Here is a 15,209-nt window from a genome sequence, read left to right as displayed (position 1 = left end):
TTTAACTTAAACGCTGCTTAAAATAAACTTGACATATGACAACTTTATTGAATAATTAAATCATAAAGTCTAACTTTGTATGAAACGAAATGAATTTTTTTCATTTTAAAACACCATTTAATGCTAGAACTTGTACTATCTGCCATCATATTAGGATTCATGCTGAGTCTGGTTTTCATAGGGCCTATATTTTTCCTGCTCATTGAAACCAGCTTTTCCAGAGGCCCTCGACATGCCTTGTCCCTGGATCTTGGAGTCATTACTGCAGATTTGTTATGTATTGTAGCAGCTTATTATGCCAGTGCAGACATTGTCACCCTTATAGATAAGCATCCTGGTTTTTACAGGATCACCTCCATTCTGATTTTTATTTACGGAATTGTGATGCTGGTCACGAAAACCAAAATGCATTTGCCCGGCGAAGAAAAGATCATCAGTCAGAATTATATTAAAACCTTTTTTAACGGGTTTTTCTTTAATCTTTTGAATGTGGGAGTGATTCTTTTCTGGCTGGTAACGGTAATTTCCGTACGAAATCAATATCCGGACACCAGCAATTTTATTTTATACATCAGCATTGTGATCGCCACTTACCTATGTATTGATCTTGCTAAAATTTTTCTCGCCAAACAGTTTCACGACAAGCTAACCCAGAAGTTGGCTAACCGCATCAGAAGAGTAGTTGGTGTTATTCTTATTATGTTCAGTTTCTTTATATTCCTGCAAAGCTTTAAAAAATTCAACCAGTTTGAAAAACAACTGGAAGAAGCGGAAAAGAAAGAAGTAAAATATCAAAAAACAAAATGAAAAAAATGATCTTTCCAAAGCCTTTGAAAAAAGGGGCAAAAATTGCGATAATTTCTCCCGCAGGAGCTGTGGAGCCTTCCCAGCTCGAAAAAGGAATAGAAATGATTAAAAGCAAAGGTTTTGAACCTGTTCTCGGTCAGCACCTGTATACAAAATTCTCAAACGGATATACCTATGCCGGAACAGAAAAAGAAAGATTAAAAGATATCAACTGGGCGCTGAATGACAATGAAATCGGAGCAATTTGGGCCTCACGGGGAGGCTATGGATGCCAGCATCTGGTGCAGCACCTGAAACTGAAAAATTTCATACATAACCCGAAATGGTACATCGGCTATTCCGACAATACCGTTATCCAGAGCTATCTATTGAAAAAAGGTTTTGTTTCCATTCACGGGCAGACCATCAAAACGTCAAGCTTTGGAGTGACAAAGGAAAGCTATGAGCTGATCTTTGATATCTTAAAAGGAAAAGCACCTCTGTACTCTTTAAAATCCCACCAGCTGAATAGAAAAGGTAATGTTACCGGAGAAGTTGTTGGGGGCAATTTAGCATTGATCTATGCTCTTCTCGGTACCAGATATACATTTGACTTCAGAGATAAAATTCTTTTTATCGAAGATATTGGTGAAAATTTCTACGCGCTGGACCGCATGATCATGAGTCTTGAGCTCGCAGGAGTTTTCTCAAAAATCAAAGGTCTTATTGTGGGAGGAATGACGAATATGGGCGACGAAAAAGAAAATAAAAGCTATGAAGATAGTTTTGATGAATTTGCTTACCAATTAATCTCAGAGAGGATTTCAAAATATAAATTTCCATTGGTATTTGGTTTCCCGAACGGACATATTAAAGATAACAGGCCTCTTATCATTGGAGGCAAAGCTAAGATAAAGGTGGAGGCGAAAGTAAAAATTGAATTTTAAAATGGATGATGTCATTCTTACATATTCTTATTCTCCAGGTTTTACCGGTGAATTTGATATCATTTCAGACGGGAAATCTGTTAAACTCAACAGATCATAAAAATGGCAGATCATAATGATTTTGGAAAAATAGCTGAAGACAGGGCGGCTGATTATCTTAAGAAAAACGGCTATAAAATCCTTATCCGGAACTTTCGTTTTCAGAAGAATGAAATCGATATTATTGCTGAAAAAGATCATCAGATTATTGTTGTCGAAGTGAAAGCAAGATCTACCGGTGCCTTTATACTTCCTCAGGAAGCTGTAACCAAAACAAAAATAAGATCCATTGTTTCTGCCGCCAATCACTATCTTGAGGAATATAATGCCGATAAAGAAGTCCGGTTTGACATTATTGCTGTTCTTCCGGATGCAAAAAGAAATTTAATCATAGACCATATAACCGATGCTTTTCAGGCATTGGATGCCAATTGATAAATCCATTCAACAGTATAATAACGGGCAATGCTCTACCCTGATCAGGAATGTACCATTGCTGCATTAAAAAGTAATTTTATGAAGACCATATTAATCACCGGTGCTACTTCCGGTATAGGCAAAGCCACCGCGGAGCTTCTTGCCAGACAAGGAAACAGAATTATTATTTGTGGCAGGCGAAAAGAAGTCCTTGAAGCAGTAAAAACAGAACTTTCAAAGTATACCGAAATATTTAGTTTGTCGTTTGATGTAAGAAACCTTGATGAAGTGGAGTCTGCCATTACTTCCCTTCCTGAAAACTGGAAAGAGATTGATGTCCTGATTAATAATGCTGGAAATGCCCATGGCCTGGATCCTTTGTCTGCGGGAAAAACTGATGACTGGGATTCTATGATCGATGGCAATGTTAAAGGTCTGTTATATGTTTCTAAAATGATTATCCCTGCCATGAAAACTAAAAATTTAGGTCATGTGATTAACATCAGTTCTGTGGCAGCAAGACAAACGTATTCTAATGGCGTAGTGTATTGTGCTACCAAAAAAGCGGTCGATGTTATCTCTGAAGGAATGAGGCTGGAACTTACAGAATTTGGAATTAAAGTGACCAACATTCAACCCGGAGCTGTAGAAACAGATTTCTCAATGGTACGGTTTAAAGGTGATGGTGAAAAAGCTGCAACGGTGTATGCGGGGTATGAAGCTTTAAAAGCTGAAGATATTGCAGATGCCATTGCTTATTGTATCAATGCTCCGAAGCATGTTACCATTTCGGATATGACCATTTACCCCAGTGCCCAGTCGGAACCAAGAACGATTTACAGAAAATAGTGTCAAAAGAAAGAAGTAAATTTGCAGAAAATATAAAGCGGATTGCTTTTTGAAGTCTGCTTTTTCGCTTAAAACAAGAAAATGAAAATTCTATATCTAGAAACCTCCTCTAAAAACTGTTCCGTGGCAGTCTCAGATGATGAAACGCTATTGTGCCTATGTGAGGAAGTTTCCGAAAACTATAAGCAATCAGAAAGTCTTCATACCTACGTGGAATGGGCGCTGGAAGGTGCCGGAATTTCTCTTAGTGAGATTGAAGCTGTTTCTTTAGGTAAAGGACCGGGCTCATATACCGGTCTGAGGATCGGTGCTGCTTCTGCAAAAGGCTTCTGTTACGGGCTGAAGATTCCATTGGTAGCAGTAAACTCTCTTGAGAGCATCGTAGAGCCTTTTTTAGGCCTCAATTATGATTTAATAGTGCCGTTAGTCGATGCAAGAAGAATGGAGGTGTATACGGCCGTTTATGACGGTCATACAGGGAAAGAGATCGTTCAGACTGAAGCTAAAATTCTGGACGAAACTTCTTTTAGCGAATTCCTTGGCAAAAAAGTATTGTTTGCCGGAGACGGTGCTAAAAAAGCAAAAGAGATCTTACAACTCCCTGATGCCGACTTTAAGGAAGATGTGTACCCTTCTGCCCAATACCTTATAAGAAAAACACTGGAAAAAATACAAAATAAGGAATTGGAAGATATTGCCTATTTTGAGCCTTTCTATTTAAAGGATTTCCACGGCGTAAAAAAGAAACCGTAAGCTCTATGTATCGAACACATATTTGCTACGAACACATAAAAAAAGCGAAGATCAGATCTTCGCTTTTTTATTTTATTGTGGACCTCCCTCAGGAACATGAGACCTCACTGGATTTTCCTTGGCTTTATCGCTTTTCTGCTGCTGCTGATTTTTAGCGGGTTTTTTCTGCTGATTCAGATTTACTTCATTCAGAACATTTCCGGAATTCTGTGGAACGTTATTCATCATTTGCGTGGAATTGTTTTTCTGATTGTTGGGCTGAACAGGCGATGCAGGCTGCTGCATAACGGCATTTCCTTTATTGTCCGTAGCCTGGAAGCTCAGTTCACTTTTCAGATAGTTCAGCATTTCCTTAGCATGCAGTCCTTCAGGTGTTTTAGAATAGTTGAGTGCTACCTGCTCAAGCTGAAGTATCATAACTTCCTTACCGCTGGATTTACCGGCATTGAAGGCATTCAGCAGATATAATTTCGGTACCAGTGCATCCTTCGGATACTTCTGAATGGTCTGATCTATAATATCCCTGCTTTCAGCAAATTTTTCGGATTCAAATAAGGCGTAAGCTCTTTTATATTCATTTTCAACATCTTCCGTAGATTTTACAAAAGACTTGTTTTTTGGATTTCTGGCAAATTCAGCATAAGAAGTATAAGGGTAATCTTTCAGAAGAATCTGTTTTGCCCGCTCAGAAGCGTTCGGGGTCTTCTCATAGTTCATGGCGAAAATCTCATACAGGGCCTGAAGCATTACTTTTTCTTCCGGATTTACATCGACAAGATCATACAGGGTCTTGGTAGCAAGAGGAGTATTGGTAAAGTAGTTCTGATACATAATACCAAGCCCTAAAGAAGCGGTGTCCCTGTCTTTTTTCAGCTGTGTCAGCTTTCCCTGATCTGCAGGAATCTGCTCAATGTAATAAGCGGGTTCAAAACGCCTTGGGTTGGGAGCTGTAGTAACGCCCAACGCCTCGCTTTTCATATCCTCAATGGTCGCCATTTTTTTAGAAAAACGCCAGTTATCAGAAAGTGCTCTTTCTCCCCAGACCTGCTTAAATGTAGAAGTTCCTTTGCTTACCGTTCCGGAATTGTTGAAATAAAACCCTTTTGTAGTAACCCCAAAATCTTCAAAAGCATTGGACTTATTGGCGAAAATTGAATTGGCATTATAATCACCCGTATCAAAACCCTTATTTCTCTCTGCGCGCTTTCTTTCCAGTTCCTCCTTTTCCTCCTTAGCTTTTAATTTGGCAATGTATTTTGTGAAGAAATCTGTTCTCTGGGCATCATCCATCTTAGCCAGAGAAAGAATACTGTCATTCTTTTTGATCAGATAATAGTTTTTAGAGATCTTTTTAATGTATCCTGATTGATCTTTCAAAAGAATTTTTGAAGGCTCATACGTCATCACGGCTAAAGCGGAATCATAATATGTGCCTGCGCCGATATAATCATTTTTTTCAAGGTAGCTCTTTCCGATCTCATAATAGGCCAGTCCACGGATCTGTGGATCTGAAACCTTTTCGAAAAGGGATTTTCTGAAAAAATCCTGTGCTTCTTCCTTTTTTCCAGCCTTATTAGCCATCAGGCCCAAGGCATAATAGAATTCATTCTTTCGGGAACCGTAAGTTCCTTTCTTACTGATGCCTTCCAGATAATTCTTAGCTCCGTTATAATCTCCTTTTCCGTTAAAAGTTTTGGCAATAGCAATCTGGGATTTTACTTCAAATTCAAAATCATTGGCATATTTGTAGGCGGCAGTGAAGCTTTCCCTGGCCTTGTCATTCTGGCCAAGATTTTCCAGGACCTGTCCTCTCAGGTAGGCGATTCTGCTTTTCAGTTTTCTGTCTGTATTCAGTTCAAATGCCTGGTCGAGCTCCCTTGCGGCCTCTTCCTTTTTTCCCGCATCGAGAAGAGATTCAGAGTAATAAATGCTCAGCAGCTTGGCATAGCTTTTATCGATCTTCTCTCCTTTCAGTTTCGCAAAGGTTTCATGAGCTTTATGGTAGTCCTTCAGCTTATCGTACGCCAACCCCTGATAGATTCTCGCCAAAGGTATTCTCTTGTCATCCTTCATACGGGTAAAAACATAATTCAGGGCATCCAGTGCTTCCAGCGATTTGTTACGGTAAATCCTGGCCTGGGCAAGAATCATATAGGCATCAAAAATCTGCTTGTTTTTCTCTTCCCCGTTTCTGGTAACAGAATATTTGTTGATAGCCTTCAGTGCCTTTGCTTCTGCAATTTCCAGTGTGGTGGCACCTTTGGCCTCTCCCCCTTCAGGATTCTGATTTCCAGAATCATTTCCGGACATTCCCGGAATACCAGGAATCCCAGGGATTCCAGAGCCCCTTACCGGAGGTTTGTTGGCGACTTCAGCCATTTTCATAGAATTCTCTGCAAAAGCAGCCGTTTGGCCAAGATCGCTTCCTAAAGGTTGTTCTTCGTAGGTAAGAATGGGAATATAGGGTGCATAAAAATTATCCTTATGCCCCTTATCCCTGCTTGTAAACTCACTGTTTAACGCATCCTTAGCATTAAAAAGAGTGTTGTAATATGTGGAAAATCCTTTCAATAGTTTTGATCGCTGCTCCGGCTTTTTTGTTTTGGTAGCACATGAAGCAACAAGGCATATAACTAAAAGGAATAAAATATTTTTTTTCATTATTCAATATAACTCGCTAATCTGCTTTTTATTATGACTGTTTGATGATTTTGTAAAAATAATAAAATTTTATAATGAATAATATTTATATTTCTTACGGAAATATTTATTTCTTCTTTATAGACGTTTAAATCAATGAGGTTTCTTTTAAAATTTTGTAAACGAGATGGGTGGGAAGTCCCATAATGGTATAAAAGCTTCCCGTAAGCCTGCTGATCTTTGCCATACCCAGCCATTCCTGGATCCCATAGCTTCCCGCCTTATCGAAAGGTTTATAATTTTGAATGTAATAGTGTATTTCATCATCTGTCAGTTCATTCAGAGTGACATCAGCTACATCTGTTTCTGTAAAGGTTTGATCTGCCGTTTTAATGGTAATGCCGGTATATACCTGATGGGTCCTGCCCGAAAGGCTCTGAAGCATCCTGAATGCATCTTGCTCATCTTTAGGTTTCCCCAGGACCTGATTGTCGATGGCTACTATCGTATCGGCAGTCAGTAAAACTTCATCTGCCTGCAGGCTTCTGAAAGCATCTGCCTTTAAATCAGAAAGGTAGGCAGCAGCTTCTTCTACTTTAATATGTTGGGGAAGAATTTCTTCACAATCTATTTTCACTACTTCAAACTCAAAACCAAGACTGGTAAGCAGTTCTTTTCTTCGTGGCGACTGGGAGGCTAAAAGTAATTTCATTATTATACAGATTGGGTATTATCATCATGCCAGTTTCCCTGTACTTTCATCACCTGTTCGATGACATCACGTACCGCTCCTGTTCCTCCTTTTTTCGGAGAAATGTAAGTGGAGATGCCTTTCACTTCAGGAACAGCATTTTCGGGACACGCTGCAATGGCTGAACTTTCCATAATGTGAATATCCGGAAGGTCGTCACCCATGGTCAGGATTTCTTCATTTTTCAGATTGTATTTTTTCTTAAAATCTTCAAAATCAACCATCTTATCATGAGATTTCGGATAATAATCCTGAATTCCCAGATAATTGATCCTGTGTTTTACCATTTCATCATTCCCTCCGGTAATTACCCCGATAAGGTAATTGTTCTTCAAAGCTTTTACGACGGCATATCCATCCAGGACATTCATCACCCTGCACATATTTCCACCAGGCAGAAGATATACGCTTCCATCGGTGAAAACTCCGTCTACATCAAATACAAATGCCTTGATATCTTTTAATTTCTCTTTATAGCTCATACATTTTTTGAATAGAATGATTCATTGTTTTATAAATTTCCAGACTTTCATCTTTTAATAACTGTTCATGCAGCTGTAACACCCGCACATCATTTCGTACTGCAGGGCCTGTTTGCGCCTTTTTGGGTTCGATTTCATATATTTTCTGAACCGTTTCATCAATGAGCGGTAAGAAATAATCAAACGGAATTTCCTGCGAATCTGAGATTTCTTTGGCCCTTGCAAAAAGATGATTTACAAAATTACAGGCAAAGACAGCTGTCAGGTGAATATATTTTCTTTTTTCGTAGCTGCTTTTCATCACCTTTTTCGAAACCTCTGAGGCCAGTTCAAACAGAATTCTTTGATCCTCTTCGTTCTCCGCTTCAATAAAAAATGGAATTTTCTCATACTTCAGTTCCTTTGATTTTGAAAACGTCTGTAGAGGATAAAAACTTGCTTTTCTGTAATTACCGTTTAGGACCTCTTTAGGCAAAGATCCTGAAGTATGGGCAACCAGACAGTCTTTTTTGGAAATGATTCCGGAGACTTGCTCTACAGAATTATCACTGACACAGATGATATACAGATCCGCATCTTTTAAATCCTCCGTAGAATTGGGAATATTCAGTTCTTCAGAAATCTTATTCAGTTCTTTTTGGTTCCTGCCAAAGATCTGAGCTAAAGGAATATCCTTCAGACTAAAGGCTTTGGCCATATGATAAGCAACATTTCCGGAACCGATGATTACAATTTGCATATAACAAATATAGGATTTTAAGCCGATTCCGGAAAGAAGACCGCTGTACAAAACAATCCATCTGTCCAGGCACGTTTATTGCGTAACTGTCTCATATTATTTTTAATATTTTAACTGAAAGTTGATATTTAATTTAACTTTAAGCTATTTTTGTAATCCAAAACAATGAAAGCATCTTATGAAGATTAAGGACGCGGAAATTATTTCGTTGATGCAGAATCCACGGACCCAGGAAAAGGGGGTTCGTGCCTTGATGGATGCTTATCAAAGCAGATTGTACTGGCACATAAGAAGAATTATTGTGGACGGAGATCTTGCGCAGGATACTTTGCAGGAAACTTTTATTAAAGCTTATCAGAATTTTCACCAGTTCAAAAATGATAGCCAGCTGTATACCTGGCTGTACAGAATTGCTACCAATGAAGCATTGCAGCAGGTGAACAAGCTGAAGAAAATGCAGAAAACGGATGAAGATCCGGAGTATCATATGCAGAACCTCGTTGCCGATAATACGGAAGGTGATGCTGAAGAAATACAGACTCTGCTGCAGAATGCCATACAAAGCCTGCCAGAGAAGCAGAAACTGGTATTTACCATGCGGTATTATGATGATCTCCCTTATGAGGAAATCTCAAAAATCGTAGATATGTCTGTGGGGACTTTGAAAACCAATTATCATTATGCCAAACAGAAAATAGAAGATTATATTAAAGAAAATTACGAAAGATAATTTTTGATACAACAAAGATGAAAGACTTCGATATAGAAAAATTAGAGCGTAAAAACATTTACACAGTGCCTGATGATTTGTTTAGAAACATTCAGGAGAACGTTTTGAATGATATAAAGACAAGCAAAAAAGCACCTGTCTTTAAGCTGAACTGGATGTATGCCGCCGCGGCATCTCTGGCTTTGATTTTTGGAGCGACTTATATTTTCAATTCCGATAACAGCCCTGTAGAAAGCGGACAGGATTCAGAGAAGGTGTACGCTTCCCATAAAGGAGAACCTCAGAAAGAAAGTGAGATCGCTTATGAAACCTTACAAGAAGATTTAACTTCTGTTGAAAATAACAATCAAACACTTGATAATCAAAAAAATAATACTACTTATGCCTTTAAAAACGAAAATGAAACGCAAAAGGCAACAGCAGTATCCCAACCGGTAACACCGGCGGCAAAGAAAGAAGAAAACCGGATGAATGATTATCTGGATTCGTTTTCTAATTCTGAGATTGCAGAATTAGCAAGCAACTCGACGCAAGACGTTTATTTGGATTTATATAATTAAGAAGATGAAAAAAATAATATTGACGCTTTTTATTATTTATGGTTTTGGCTTAAATGCCCAAAGGACGGATTATGACTGGAAGAAGATGGATCCTAAGCAGAGAAAAGAGGTCATCAATAATCTTTCTCCTGAAGAAAGGAAAGAACTCCTTAAAAAATTCAGGAATAATATGATTATGGACAATCTGAATGTAGATCCGGGAGTTAAAACCGAATTTACTCAGCTTTATAACGAATACCTCGACAGTCAGAAGCAGATCAAAAGCCAGTTTGATCCTGGTTTCGATCCTGAAACCCTTTCGGACGATGAAGCTAAAGCTAAGCTGCAACAAAGCTTTGAAGTAGGGCAGAAGCTTTTGGATAACAGAAAAAAATACGCAGATAAAATGCAGCAGGTAATTCCCTGCCAAAAAGTTCTGAAACTGTTTCAATCCGAAAAAATGATGAAAGATAAAATGGAGGAAAGAAAACCTCACAGGAATAAAGGTCAGGGACCTAAACAAAACCCATAATAGTTTATTTTTTTAATGTTGGACGGCTCTTACAAAATTATTTTTGTGAGAGCCGTTTAGCTATCGCTAAATTCATATTTTTGATGAAAACTTACAGATGAAAAAAATTATTTTATTCCTGCTGTTTTCATTGATTGTGCCAGCGCAGAAAGTGGAAACCATTCAATTCAAACAAAATATCAAAGACCGAAGGGGCCTTGCGAAATCTCTTACGCTGATTGATAACAGAACAGATAAAGAAATAGGCAAAATATCCGGTAAAAAGGGAGATATAGAATTTAAACTGCATGATGGAGACCTGAAAAGCTTTATTGAAAACCGGTTTGCAGAAGATAACAAAGTGAAAGGAAATAATGATATTGTTATCATGCTTGAAGAGTTAAAAATCTATGACGAACAAGCCAGAAATGACAAATTTATGTATTCAAAGGCTAAGATAAAAATCTCAAGTTTTCTGAAAAGAAACGATAAATATTATTTTATTAGCCGATACGATAATGTCATTGTCAGTAACCCGGAAAGAACGGCTAATAGTACTTCAAAATATTTATCTGATACGGTCTCTGATATCATTACCGGATTTATTAAGGTATCTTATTCTAATGGGGTGTCCAATCATTATATCACCGAAAATGATATTACAAGCTATAATTCCTATTTGATCAAAAATAATAAATCCCTACACCAGGAGCTGAAAGATGGAGTGTACTTAAATTTCAAAAGTTTTTCTGATCAGAAACCGGCAGAGGGCTATTCTGTTGAGAAAAATAAAAAAGGCAGAGTGGTGAGGATTAAAGATCAGGACGATCTTGTAATTTCTTTAGGTGAAGTATTTGGTTATGTAGATGCAGGCATAGCATATCGACTTACACCCAATGGTTTTCAGGAAATGAAAAAAAATGAAAATGGATTTTATATTATAATATCCAGATCACAGCTTTTTGCAAAATCAACCATAGGACCCGCTGGTTTAATCGGAGCTTTTGCTGGAGGAATAGTAGGTGCAGCGATTGGAGCAGCAATTGATTCGGGATCAAATAAAGGAGCTGCAGAAGGATTTGGTTTCAAGTCTCCAACAATGACTACGGTCTATGTTGATTCTTTGACAGGAGATTTTAATTTCCAACAATAAAAATTTACTAAATGATGGGTGCCTGAACAAAACCTATAATAGTTTATTTTTAATGTTGGACGGCTCTTACAAAATTATTTTTGTGAGAGCCGTTTAACTATCCACTAAATTCATATTTTTGATGAAAACGTACAGATGAAAAAAATATTTTTCTTTTTATTGTTTTCCGGCTTAATTTGGGGTCAGAAAACAGAAACCATTAATCTTTCAAAATCTATTAAAGACAGCAGAAACTCTGTAAAAAGTTTTACAGTAATAGATCTCAGGGCTGATCAGGACGTAGGAATGGTAATGTACCATAAAGACGAGGTAAAAATAGGGTTAGAAAATAATGCAAGTAAAGATCTGCAGGATTGGTTTTATAAATACAATCCGGTAAGGGGCCAGAATGACCTGTTTTTGGTATTGGAGAACCTAAAAATTTCTGAGGATAAAAAGGAAAAATATTCGATCGGAAAGCTTGAATTAAGAGCAAGCACCTTTCTAAAAAAAGAGGACGGGTATCATTTTATTGACAGAAAAGATACCATAGTGAGTGCTTCATCACTTAACACTCCGTATATGGGACAAACATTGGCGAAAAGAATCACTTTGGTTTTTACGGATCTCCTTAAAAAATCCTACGAAACAACGCCCTGGGAATTGAGCGTGTCAGAAAACGATCTTCCGAATTATTCCGTTGTGCTGAAGGATCAACTTGATATTTTAAAAGCAGACGAATTAAAAGAAGGGGCTTATACAGATTATTACAGCTTTTTCACTCACAACCCCGAACCTGGATACTCTCTGCAGACTAACAGTAAGGGTATAGTGACAAAGGCGGTAAAGGGAGATGAAAAAAAGGGAATAAGAAAATTTTATGCCTTTGTGCATAACGGCACTGCATACAAAAATATTCCTGTGGGCTATACCGAGATTTTTAAAAATGGTGACGGGGTCTTTATTCAGGCAACAAAAGCAGACCTGTTTCCCCAAACGGCTGCCAATGGAGCGATGATTGGTGGTGCAGCAGGTGGTTTAGTAGGGGCGATAGTCGGAGCGGTTATAGATGCCAGTATTTTAGGTAAAAAAAGCAATGTCGAAGAATCTCAGATTTACCTTGACCCCTTTACAGGAAATTATCTTTTACCTGAAAGTTTTGGCAAAACCAGGTAACATTCTGAAAATAAGGAGAGGATTTTGTCTCTCTTTTTGTGTATTGTTATTTGTGTTTCAGTTAAAAAGAAAAAATTAAGGATGAAAAAATCTCTTGCATTTTCTTATCTTTGCAAATTACAAGATTCTTAAATGAAAAACATACGAAATTTTTGCATAATCGCTCATATCGACCACGGTAAAAGTACCCTGGCAGACCGTCTATTGGAGTACACGAATACAGTGACCCAAAGAGAATTACAGTCTCAGACGCTGGATGATATGGATTTGGAGAAAGAACGTGGGATTACCATCAAGTCACACGCGATCCAGATGGATTATGAGTATAAAGGAGAAAAATACATTTTAAACCTTATTGATACACCGGGACACGTTGACTTTTCTTATGAAGTATCCCGTTCTATTGCTGCCTGTGAAGGAGCGCTTCTTATTGTAGATGCTGCACAGAGTATCCAGGCACAGACCATCAGTAACCTTTATCTTGCACTGGAAAATGATCTGACGATTATTCCTATTCTGAATAAAATTGACCTTCCTTCCGCTAACCCTGAAGAAGTAACCGATGAGATCATGAACCTTATTGGCTGCGAATATGAGGATGTTTTAAGAGTTTCAGGTAAAACAGGAGAAGGGGTACACCATCTTTTGGAGCAGATCGTTGAAAGAATTCCTGCACCCGTAGGAAATCCCGATGGCCCGCTTCAAGCGTTGATCTTTGACTCTGTTTACAACCCATTCCGAGGAATCGAAGCGTATTTCAAAGTAGTCAATGGAAGTATTTCCAAAAACGAAAAAATCAAATTCTTTGCTACCGGAAAAGAATATGGAGCGGATGAGGTAGGGACTTTAAAACTGAAGCAGGTTCCAAAGAAAACCGTTCACTGTGGCGATGTTGGCTATCTGGTTTCGGGGATTAAAGATGCCCGTGAAGTAAAAGTAGGAGATACCATTACTTCTTTTGATAAACCTGCAGCAGGACCTATTGAAGGATTTGAGGAAGTAAAGCCAATGGTATTTGCCGGAATTTATCCAATTGATTCCGAGGATTTTGAAGAATTGAGATTCTCTCTTGAAAAATTAAGACTGAATGATGCTTCTCTGGTTTTCGAACCCGAAAGTTCTGCCGCTCTTGGTTTTGGTTTCCGTTGCGGATTCTTAGGAATGCTCCACATGGAAATTGTTCAGGAACGTCTGGACAGAGAGTTCAATATGAACGTAATCACAACGGTACCCAACGTTTCTTATTTTGGATATACCAAAAAAGAACCTGAAGTTCCGATACTGATTAACAACCCGTCTGAAATGATGGATCCTTCTACGATGGATAGAGTAGAAGAACCATTTATTAAGGCTTCTATCATTACAAAATCCGATTTCGTGGGAGCGGTAATGACTTTATGTATCGAAAAAAGAGGGGAAATTGTTAACCAAAGTTATTTAACATCAGAAAGAGTTGAGTTAATTTTCAATATGCCTCTTGCTGAGGTTGTATTCGACTTCTATGACAGATTAAAATCAATCTCTAAAGGATATGCTTCATTCGATTATCACCCAATCGGATTCAGAGCTTCCAAGCTTGTAAAAATGGATATCCTGATCAATGGTGATATGGTAGACGCATTATCTTCCCTGATTCACGATTCCAACGCATACTACATTGGTAAGAGAATGTGTGAAAAGCTTCGCGAACTGATTCCTAGACAGCAGTTTGATATTGCAGTTCAGGCAGCATTAGGAACGAAAGTAATCGCAAGAGAAACCATTAAAGCCTTAAGAAAAGACGTTACCGCAAAATGTTACGGTGGAGATATCTCCAGAAAACGTAAACTTTTGGAAAAGCAGAAAGAAGGAAAGAAGAAGATGAAACAGATTGGTAGGGTAGAAGTACCACAATCCGCGTTCATGGCTGTATTAAAGCTGAATGATTAATATTGACTATAAAGATAAAAACCGCTTCAGATGAAGCGGTTTTTTTGTCTTATTTCTTACGGGTGTATTTGATCTCCATTGTTTTGTATTCTTTTCCTGTTTTGGAATCAGGTCCGTACATTTCCAGTTTTTGAGTATTGTCATCCACAAAGGTGAAGACCTCTCTGAAATCGCAGTCCTTTCCAGGTCTTGCAGGGTCGGTCATTTTTCCTTTAAACTCAACCGATTTTGTGGAAGCATTCCAATCTCCTTCACCGTGCATCATTCCGGTTCCCATATTGTCGATCCAAGTGCTGATAAATTTCTTTTTAGAATTGTCATATCCTACAATACTCATTCCTTCGAAAGGCATTCCCATAAAATTTCCTTTATGGTTACTCATCTGATAGCGCCCGCCGTACATCATTTTGTTGGTGGTTTCAGTTTGGCTGGTCATAGGCTTTCCTCCATTTTCCATCCACATGGTAGTTTCTCCGGTCCAGGTTCCATCAGATTTGGCCAGCATTTTATGCATTTCTCCAGGAGTGGCATACTCCATCCAGGCTTTGGTTGCTGTCGCAGAGTCTACGGGTTTCCATTCTGAATTTGCCGCAGTAGAGTCCGTAGTAACAGAACCATTGGCAGCGGTTGTTTTTCCTTTCTCACAAGCTGTTAATAAAAAAGCAACGGAAAGAACAGTCAATAGTTTTTTCATAATAATTTAGTTTTAAGATGGTTATATTAATAACTAAAGATATGAACTTTTATTATATGTGAAATTTTTTTTTGTTATGATGAGAAATCGTAACT

The 15,209-nt window shown here is 38.2% G+C and carries 16 protein-coding genes; 11 read left to right on the top strand and 5 right to left on the bottom strand.

Annotated features, from left to right (window positions below; all coding sequences use genetic code 11):
* Positions 1-120 precede the first annotated feature (120 nt).
* The 5 genes from DRF67_RS17060 to tsaB all read left to right on the top strand — a co-directional run bounded on the left by DRF67_RS17060 (position 121) and on the right by tsaB (position 3,791).
* Positions 121-807, top strand: coding sequence for a LysE family translocator (locus tag DRF67_RS17060; protein ID WP_115929507.1), 687 nt, complete (start codon positions 121-123; stop codon positions 805-807).
* Positions 804-1,733 carry a S66 peptidase family protein gene (locus DRF67_RS17055; RefSeq protein ID WP_115929506.1) on the top strand — a complete coding sequence of 310 codons (930 nt, stop codon included), beginning with the start codon at positions 804-806 and terminating at the stop codon, positions 1,731-1,733. The genes DRF67_RS17060 and DRF67_RS17055 overlap by 4 nt, the downstream gene beginning before the upstream one ends.
* A gap of 102 nt (positions 1,734-1,835) precedes the next feature.
* On the top strand, positions 1,836-2,207 hold the full coding sequence (locus DRF67_RS17050; protein WP_115929505.1) for a YraN family protein: 372 nt from the start codon (positions 1,836-1,838) through the stop codon (positions 2,205-2,207).
* 81 nt (positions 2,208-2,288) lie between these two features.
* Entirely contained in the window at positions 2,289-3,038 is a 750-nt protein-coding gene (locus tag DRF67_RS17045; RefSeq protein WP_115929536.1) for an SDR family NAD(P)-dependent oxidoreductase, read from the top strand.
* Between the two features lie 81 nt (positions 3,039-3,119).
* Positions 3,120-3,791, top strand: coding sequence for a tRNA (adenosine(37)-N6)-threonylcarbamoyltransferase complex dimerization subunit type 1 TsaB (tsaB, locus tag DRF67_RS17040; RefSeq protein WP_115929504.1), 672 nt, complete (start codon positions 3,120-3,122; stop codon positions 3,789-3,791).
* 72 nt (positions 3,792-3,863) lie between these two features.
* Here tsaB and porW read toward each other — a convergent pair whose 3' ends face one another.
* The 4 genes from porW to DRF67_RS17020 all read right to left on the bottom strand — a co-directional run bounded on the left by porW (position 3,864) and on the right by DRF67_RS17020 (position 8,403).
* Positions 3,864-6,452 carry a type IX secretion system periplasmic lipoprotein PorW/SprE gene (porW, locus tag DRF67_RS17035; protein ID WP_115929503.1) on the bottom strand — a complete coding sequence of 863 codons (2,589 nt, stop codon included), beginning with the start codon at positions 6,450-6,452 and terminating at the stop codon, positions 3,864-3,866.
* 127 nt (positions 6,453-6,579) lie between these two features.
* On the bottom strand, positions 6,580-7,143 hold the full coding sequence (locus tag DRF67_RS17030; protein WP_115929502.1) for a Maf family protein: 564 nt from the start codon (positions 7,141-7,143) through the stop codon (positions 6,580-6,582).
* A 2-nt stretch (positions 7,144-7,145) separates the two neighbouring features.
* On the bottom strand, positions 7,146-7,664 hold the full coding sequence (locus tag DRF67_RS17025) for a KdsC family phosphatase (RefSeq protein ID WP_115929501.1): 519 nt from the start codon (positions 7,662-7,664) through the stop codon (positions 7,146-7,148).
* Positions 7,654-8,403, bottom strand: coding sequence for a Rossmann-like and DUF2520 domain-containing protein (locus tag DRF67_RS17020; protein ID WP_115929500.1), 750 nt, complete (start codon positions 8,401-8,403; stop codon positions 7,654-7,656). Before DRF67_RS17020 ends, DRF67_RS17025 begins: the two co-directional genes overlap by 11 nt.
* A gap of 178 nt (positions 8,404-8,581) precedes the next feature.
* Between DRF67_RS17020 and DRF67_RS17015 the strand changes: the two genes are divergently transcribed.
* The 6 genes from DRF67_RS17015 to lepA all read left to right on the top strand — a co-directional run bounded on the left by DRF67_RS17015 (position 8,582) and on the right by lepA (position 14,420).
* Positions 8,582-9,133, top strand: coding sequence for an RNA polymerase sigma factor (locus DRF67_RS17015; RefSeq protein ID WP_115929499.1), 552 nt, complete (start codon positions 8,582-8,584; stop codon positions 9,131-9,133).
* Between the two features lie 17 nt (positions 9,134-9,150).
* Positions 9,151-9,693 carry a hypothetical protein gene (locus tag DRF67_RS17010; protein WP_115929498.1) on the top strand — a complete coding sequence of 181 codons (543 nt, stop codon included), beginning with the start codon at positions 9,151-9,153 and terminating at the stop codon, positions 9,691-9,693.
* A 4-nt stretch (positions 9,694-9,697) separates the two neighbouring features.
* Entirely contained in the window at positions 9,698-10,204 is a 507-nt protein-coding gene (locus DRF67_RS17005) for a hypothetical protein (protein ID WP_115929497.1), read from the top strand.
* 97 nt (positions 10,205-10,301) lie between these two features.
* Positions 10,302-11,336 carry a glycine zipper family protein gene (locus DRF67_RS17000; RefSeq protein ID WP_115929496.1) on the top strand — a complete coding sequence of 345 codons (1,035 nt, stop codon included), beginning with the start codon at positions 10,302-10,304 and terminating at the stop codon, positions 11,334-11,336.
* Between the two features lie 135 nt (positions 11,337-11,471).
* The gene (locus DRF67_RS16995) at positions 11,472-12,491 is read left to right on the top strand and encodes a hypothetical protein (RefSeq protein WP_115929495.1); all 1,020 of its coding nucleotides are present in this window, start codon (positions 11,472-11,474) and stop codon (positions 12,489-12,491) included.
* A 132-nt stretch (positions 12,492-12,623) separates the two neighbouring features.
* Complete coding sequence (gene lepA / locus DRF67_RS16990; RefSeq protein ID WP_115929494.1) at positions 12,624-14,420, top strand: translation elongation factor 4; 1,797 nt, start codon at positions 12,624-12,626, stop codon at positions 14,418-14,420.
* Between the two features lie 49 nt (positions 14,421-14,469).
* On the opposite strand, the gene DRF67_RS16985 is transcribed toward lepA, so the two are convergent.
* Positions 14,470-15,114, bottom strand: coding sequence for a DUF1579 domain-containing protein (locus tag DRF67_RS16985; protein WP_115929493.1), 645 nt, complete (start codon positions 15,112-15,114; stop codon positions 14,470-14,472).
* Positions 15,115-15,209 lie beyond the last annotated feature (95 nt).

It is taken from the genome of Chryseobacterium pennipullorum (assembly GCF_003384725.1).
GTDB classification, from domain to species: Bacteria; Bacteroidota; Bacteroidia; order Flavobacteriales; family Weeksellaceae; genus Chryseobacterium; species Chryseobacterium pennipullorum.
Note: the sequence above shows the minus strand (reverse complement) of the source record. Positions and strands in the feature narration are given on the sequence as shown.

What these genes read in the sequence shown, in the direction of transcription:
- DRF67_RS17060 (WP_115929507.1), top strand. Translation starts at nt 121, where the DNA reads ATGCTAGAACTTGTACTATCTGCCATCATATTAGGATTCATGCTGAGT.
- DRF67_RS17055 (WP_115929506.1), top strand. Translation starts at nt 804, where the DNA reads ATGAAAAAAATGATCTTTCCAAAGCCTTTGAAAAAAGGGGCAAAAATT.
- DRF67_RS17050 (WP_115929505.1), top strand. Translation starts at nt 1,836, where the DNA reads ATGGCAGATCATAATGATTTTGGAAAAATAGCTGAAGACAGGGCGGCT.
- DRF67_RS17045 (WP_115929536.1), top strand. Translation starts at nt 2,289, where the DNA reads ATGAAGACCATATTAATCACCGGTGCTACTTCCGGTATAGGCAAAGCC.
- tsaB (WP_115929504.1), top strand. Translation starts at nt 3,120, where the DNA reads ATGAAAATTCTATATCTAGAAACCTCCTCTAAAAACTGTTCCGTGGCA.
- porW (WP_115929503.1), bottom strand. Translation starts at nt 6,452, where the DNA reads ATGAAAAAAAATATTTTATTCCTTTTAGTTATATGCCTTGTTGCTTCA.
- DRF67_RS17030 (WP_115929502.1), bottom strand. Translation starts at nt 7,143, where the DNA reads ATGAAATTACTTTTAGCCTCCCAGTCGCCACGAAGAAAAGAACTGCTT.
- DRF67_RS17025 (WP_115929501.1), bottom strand. Translation starts at nt 7,664, where the DNA reads ATGAGCTATAAAGAGAAATTAAAAGATATCAAGGCATTTGTATTTGAT.
- DRF67_RS17020 (WP_115929500.1), bottom strand. Translation starts at nt 8,403, where the DNA reads ATGCAAATTGTAATCATCGGTTCCGGAAATGTTGCTTATCATATGGCC.
- DRF67_RS17015 (WP_115929499.1), top strand. Translation starts at nt 8,582, where the DNA reads ATGAAGATTAAGGACGCGGAAATTATTTCGTTGATGCAGAATCCACGG.
- DRF67_RS17010 (WP_115929498.1), top strand. Translation starts at nt 9,151, where the DNA reads ATGAAAGACTTCGATATAGAAAAATTAGAGCGTAAAAACATTTACACA.
- DRF67_RS17005 (WP_115929497.1), top strand. Translation starts at nt 9,698, where the DNA reads ATGAAAAAAATAATATTGACGCTTTTTATTATTTATGGTTTTGGCTTA.
- DRF67_RS17000 (WP_115929496.1), top strand. Translation starts at nt 10,302, where the DNA reads ATGAAAAAAATTATTTTATTCCTGCTGTTTTCATTGATTGTGCCAGCG.
- DRF67_RS16995 (WP_115929495.1), top strand. Translation starts at nt 11,472, where the DNA reads ATGAAAAAAATATTTTTCTTTTTATTGTTTTCCGGCTTAATTTGGGGT.
- lepA (WP_115929494.1), top strand. Translation starts at nt 12,624, where the DNA reads ATGAAAAACATACGAAATTTTTGCATAATCGCTCATATCGACCACGGT.
- DRF67_RS16985 (WP_115929493.1), bottom strand. Translation starts at nt 15,114, where the DNA reads ATGAAAAAACTATTGACTGTTCTTTCCGTTGCTTTTTTATTAACAGCT.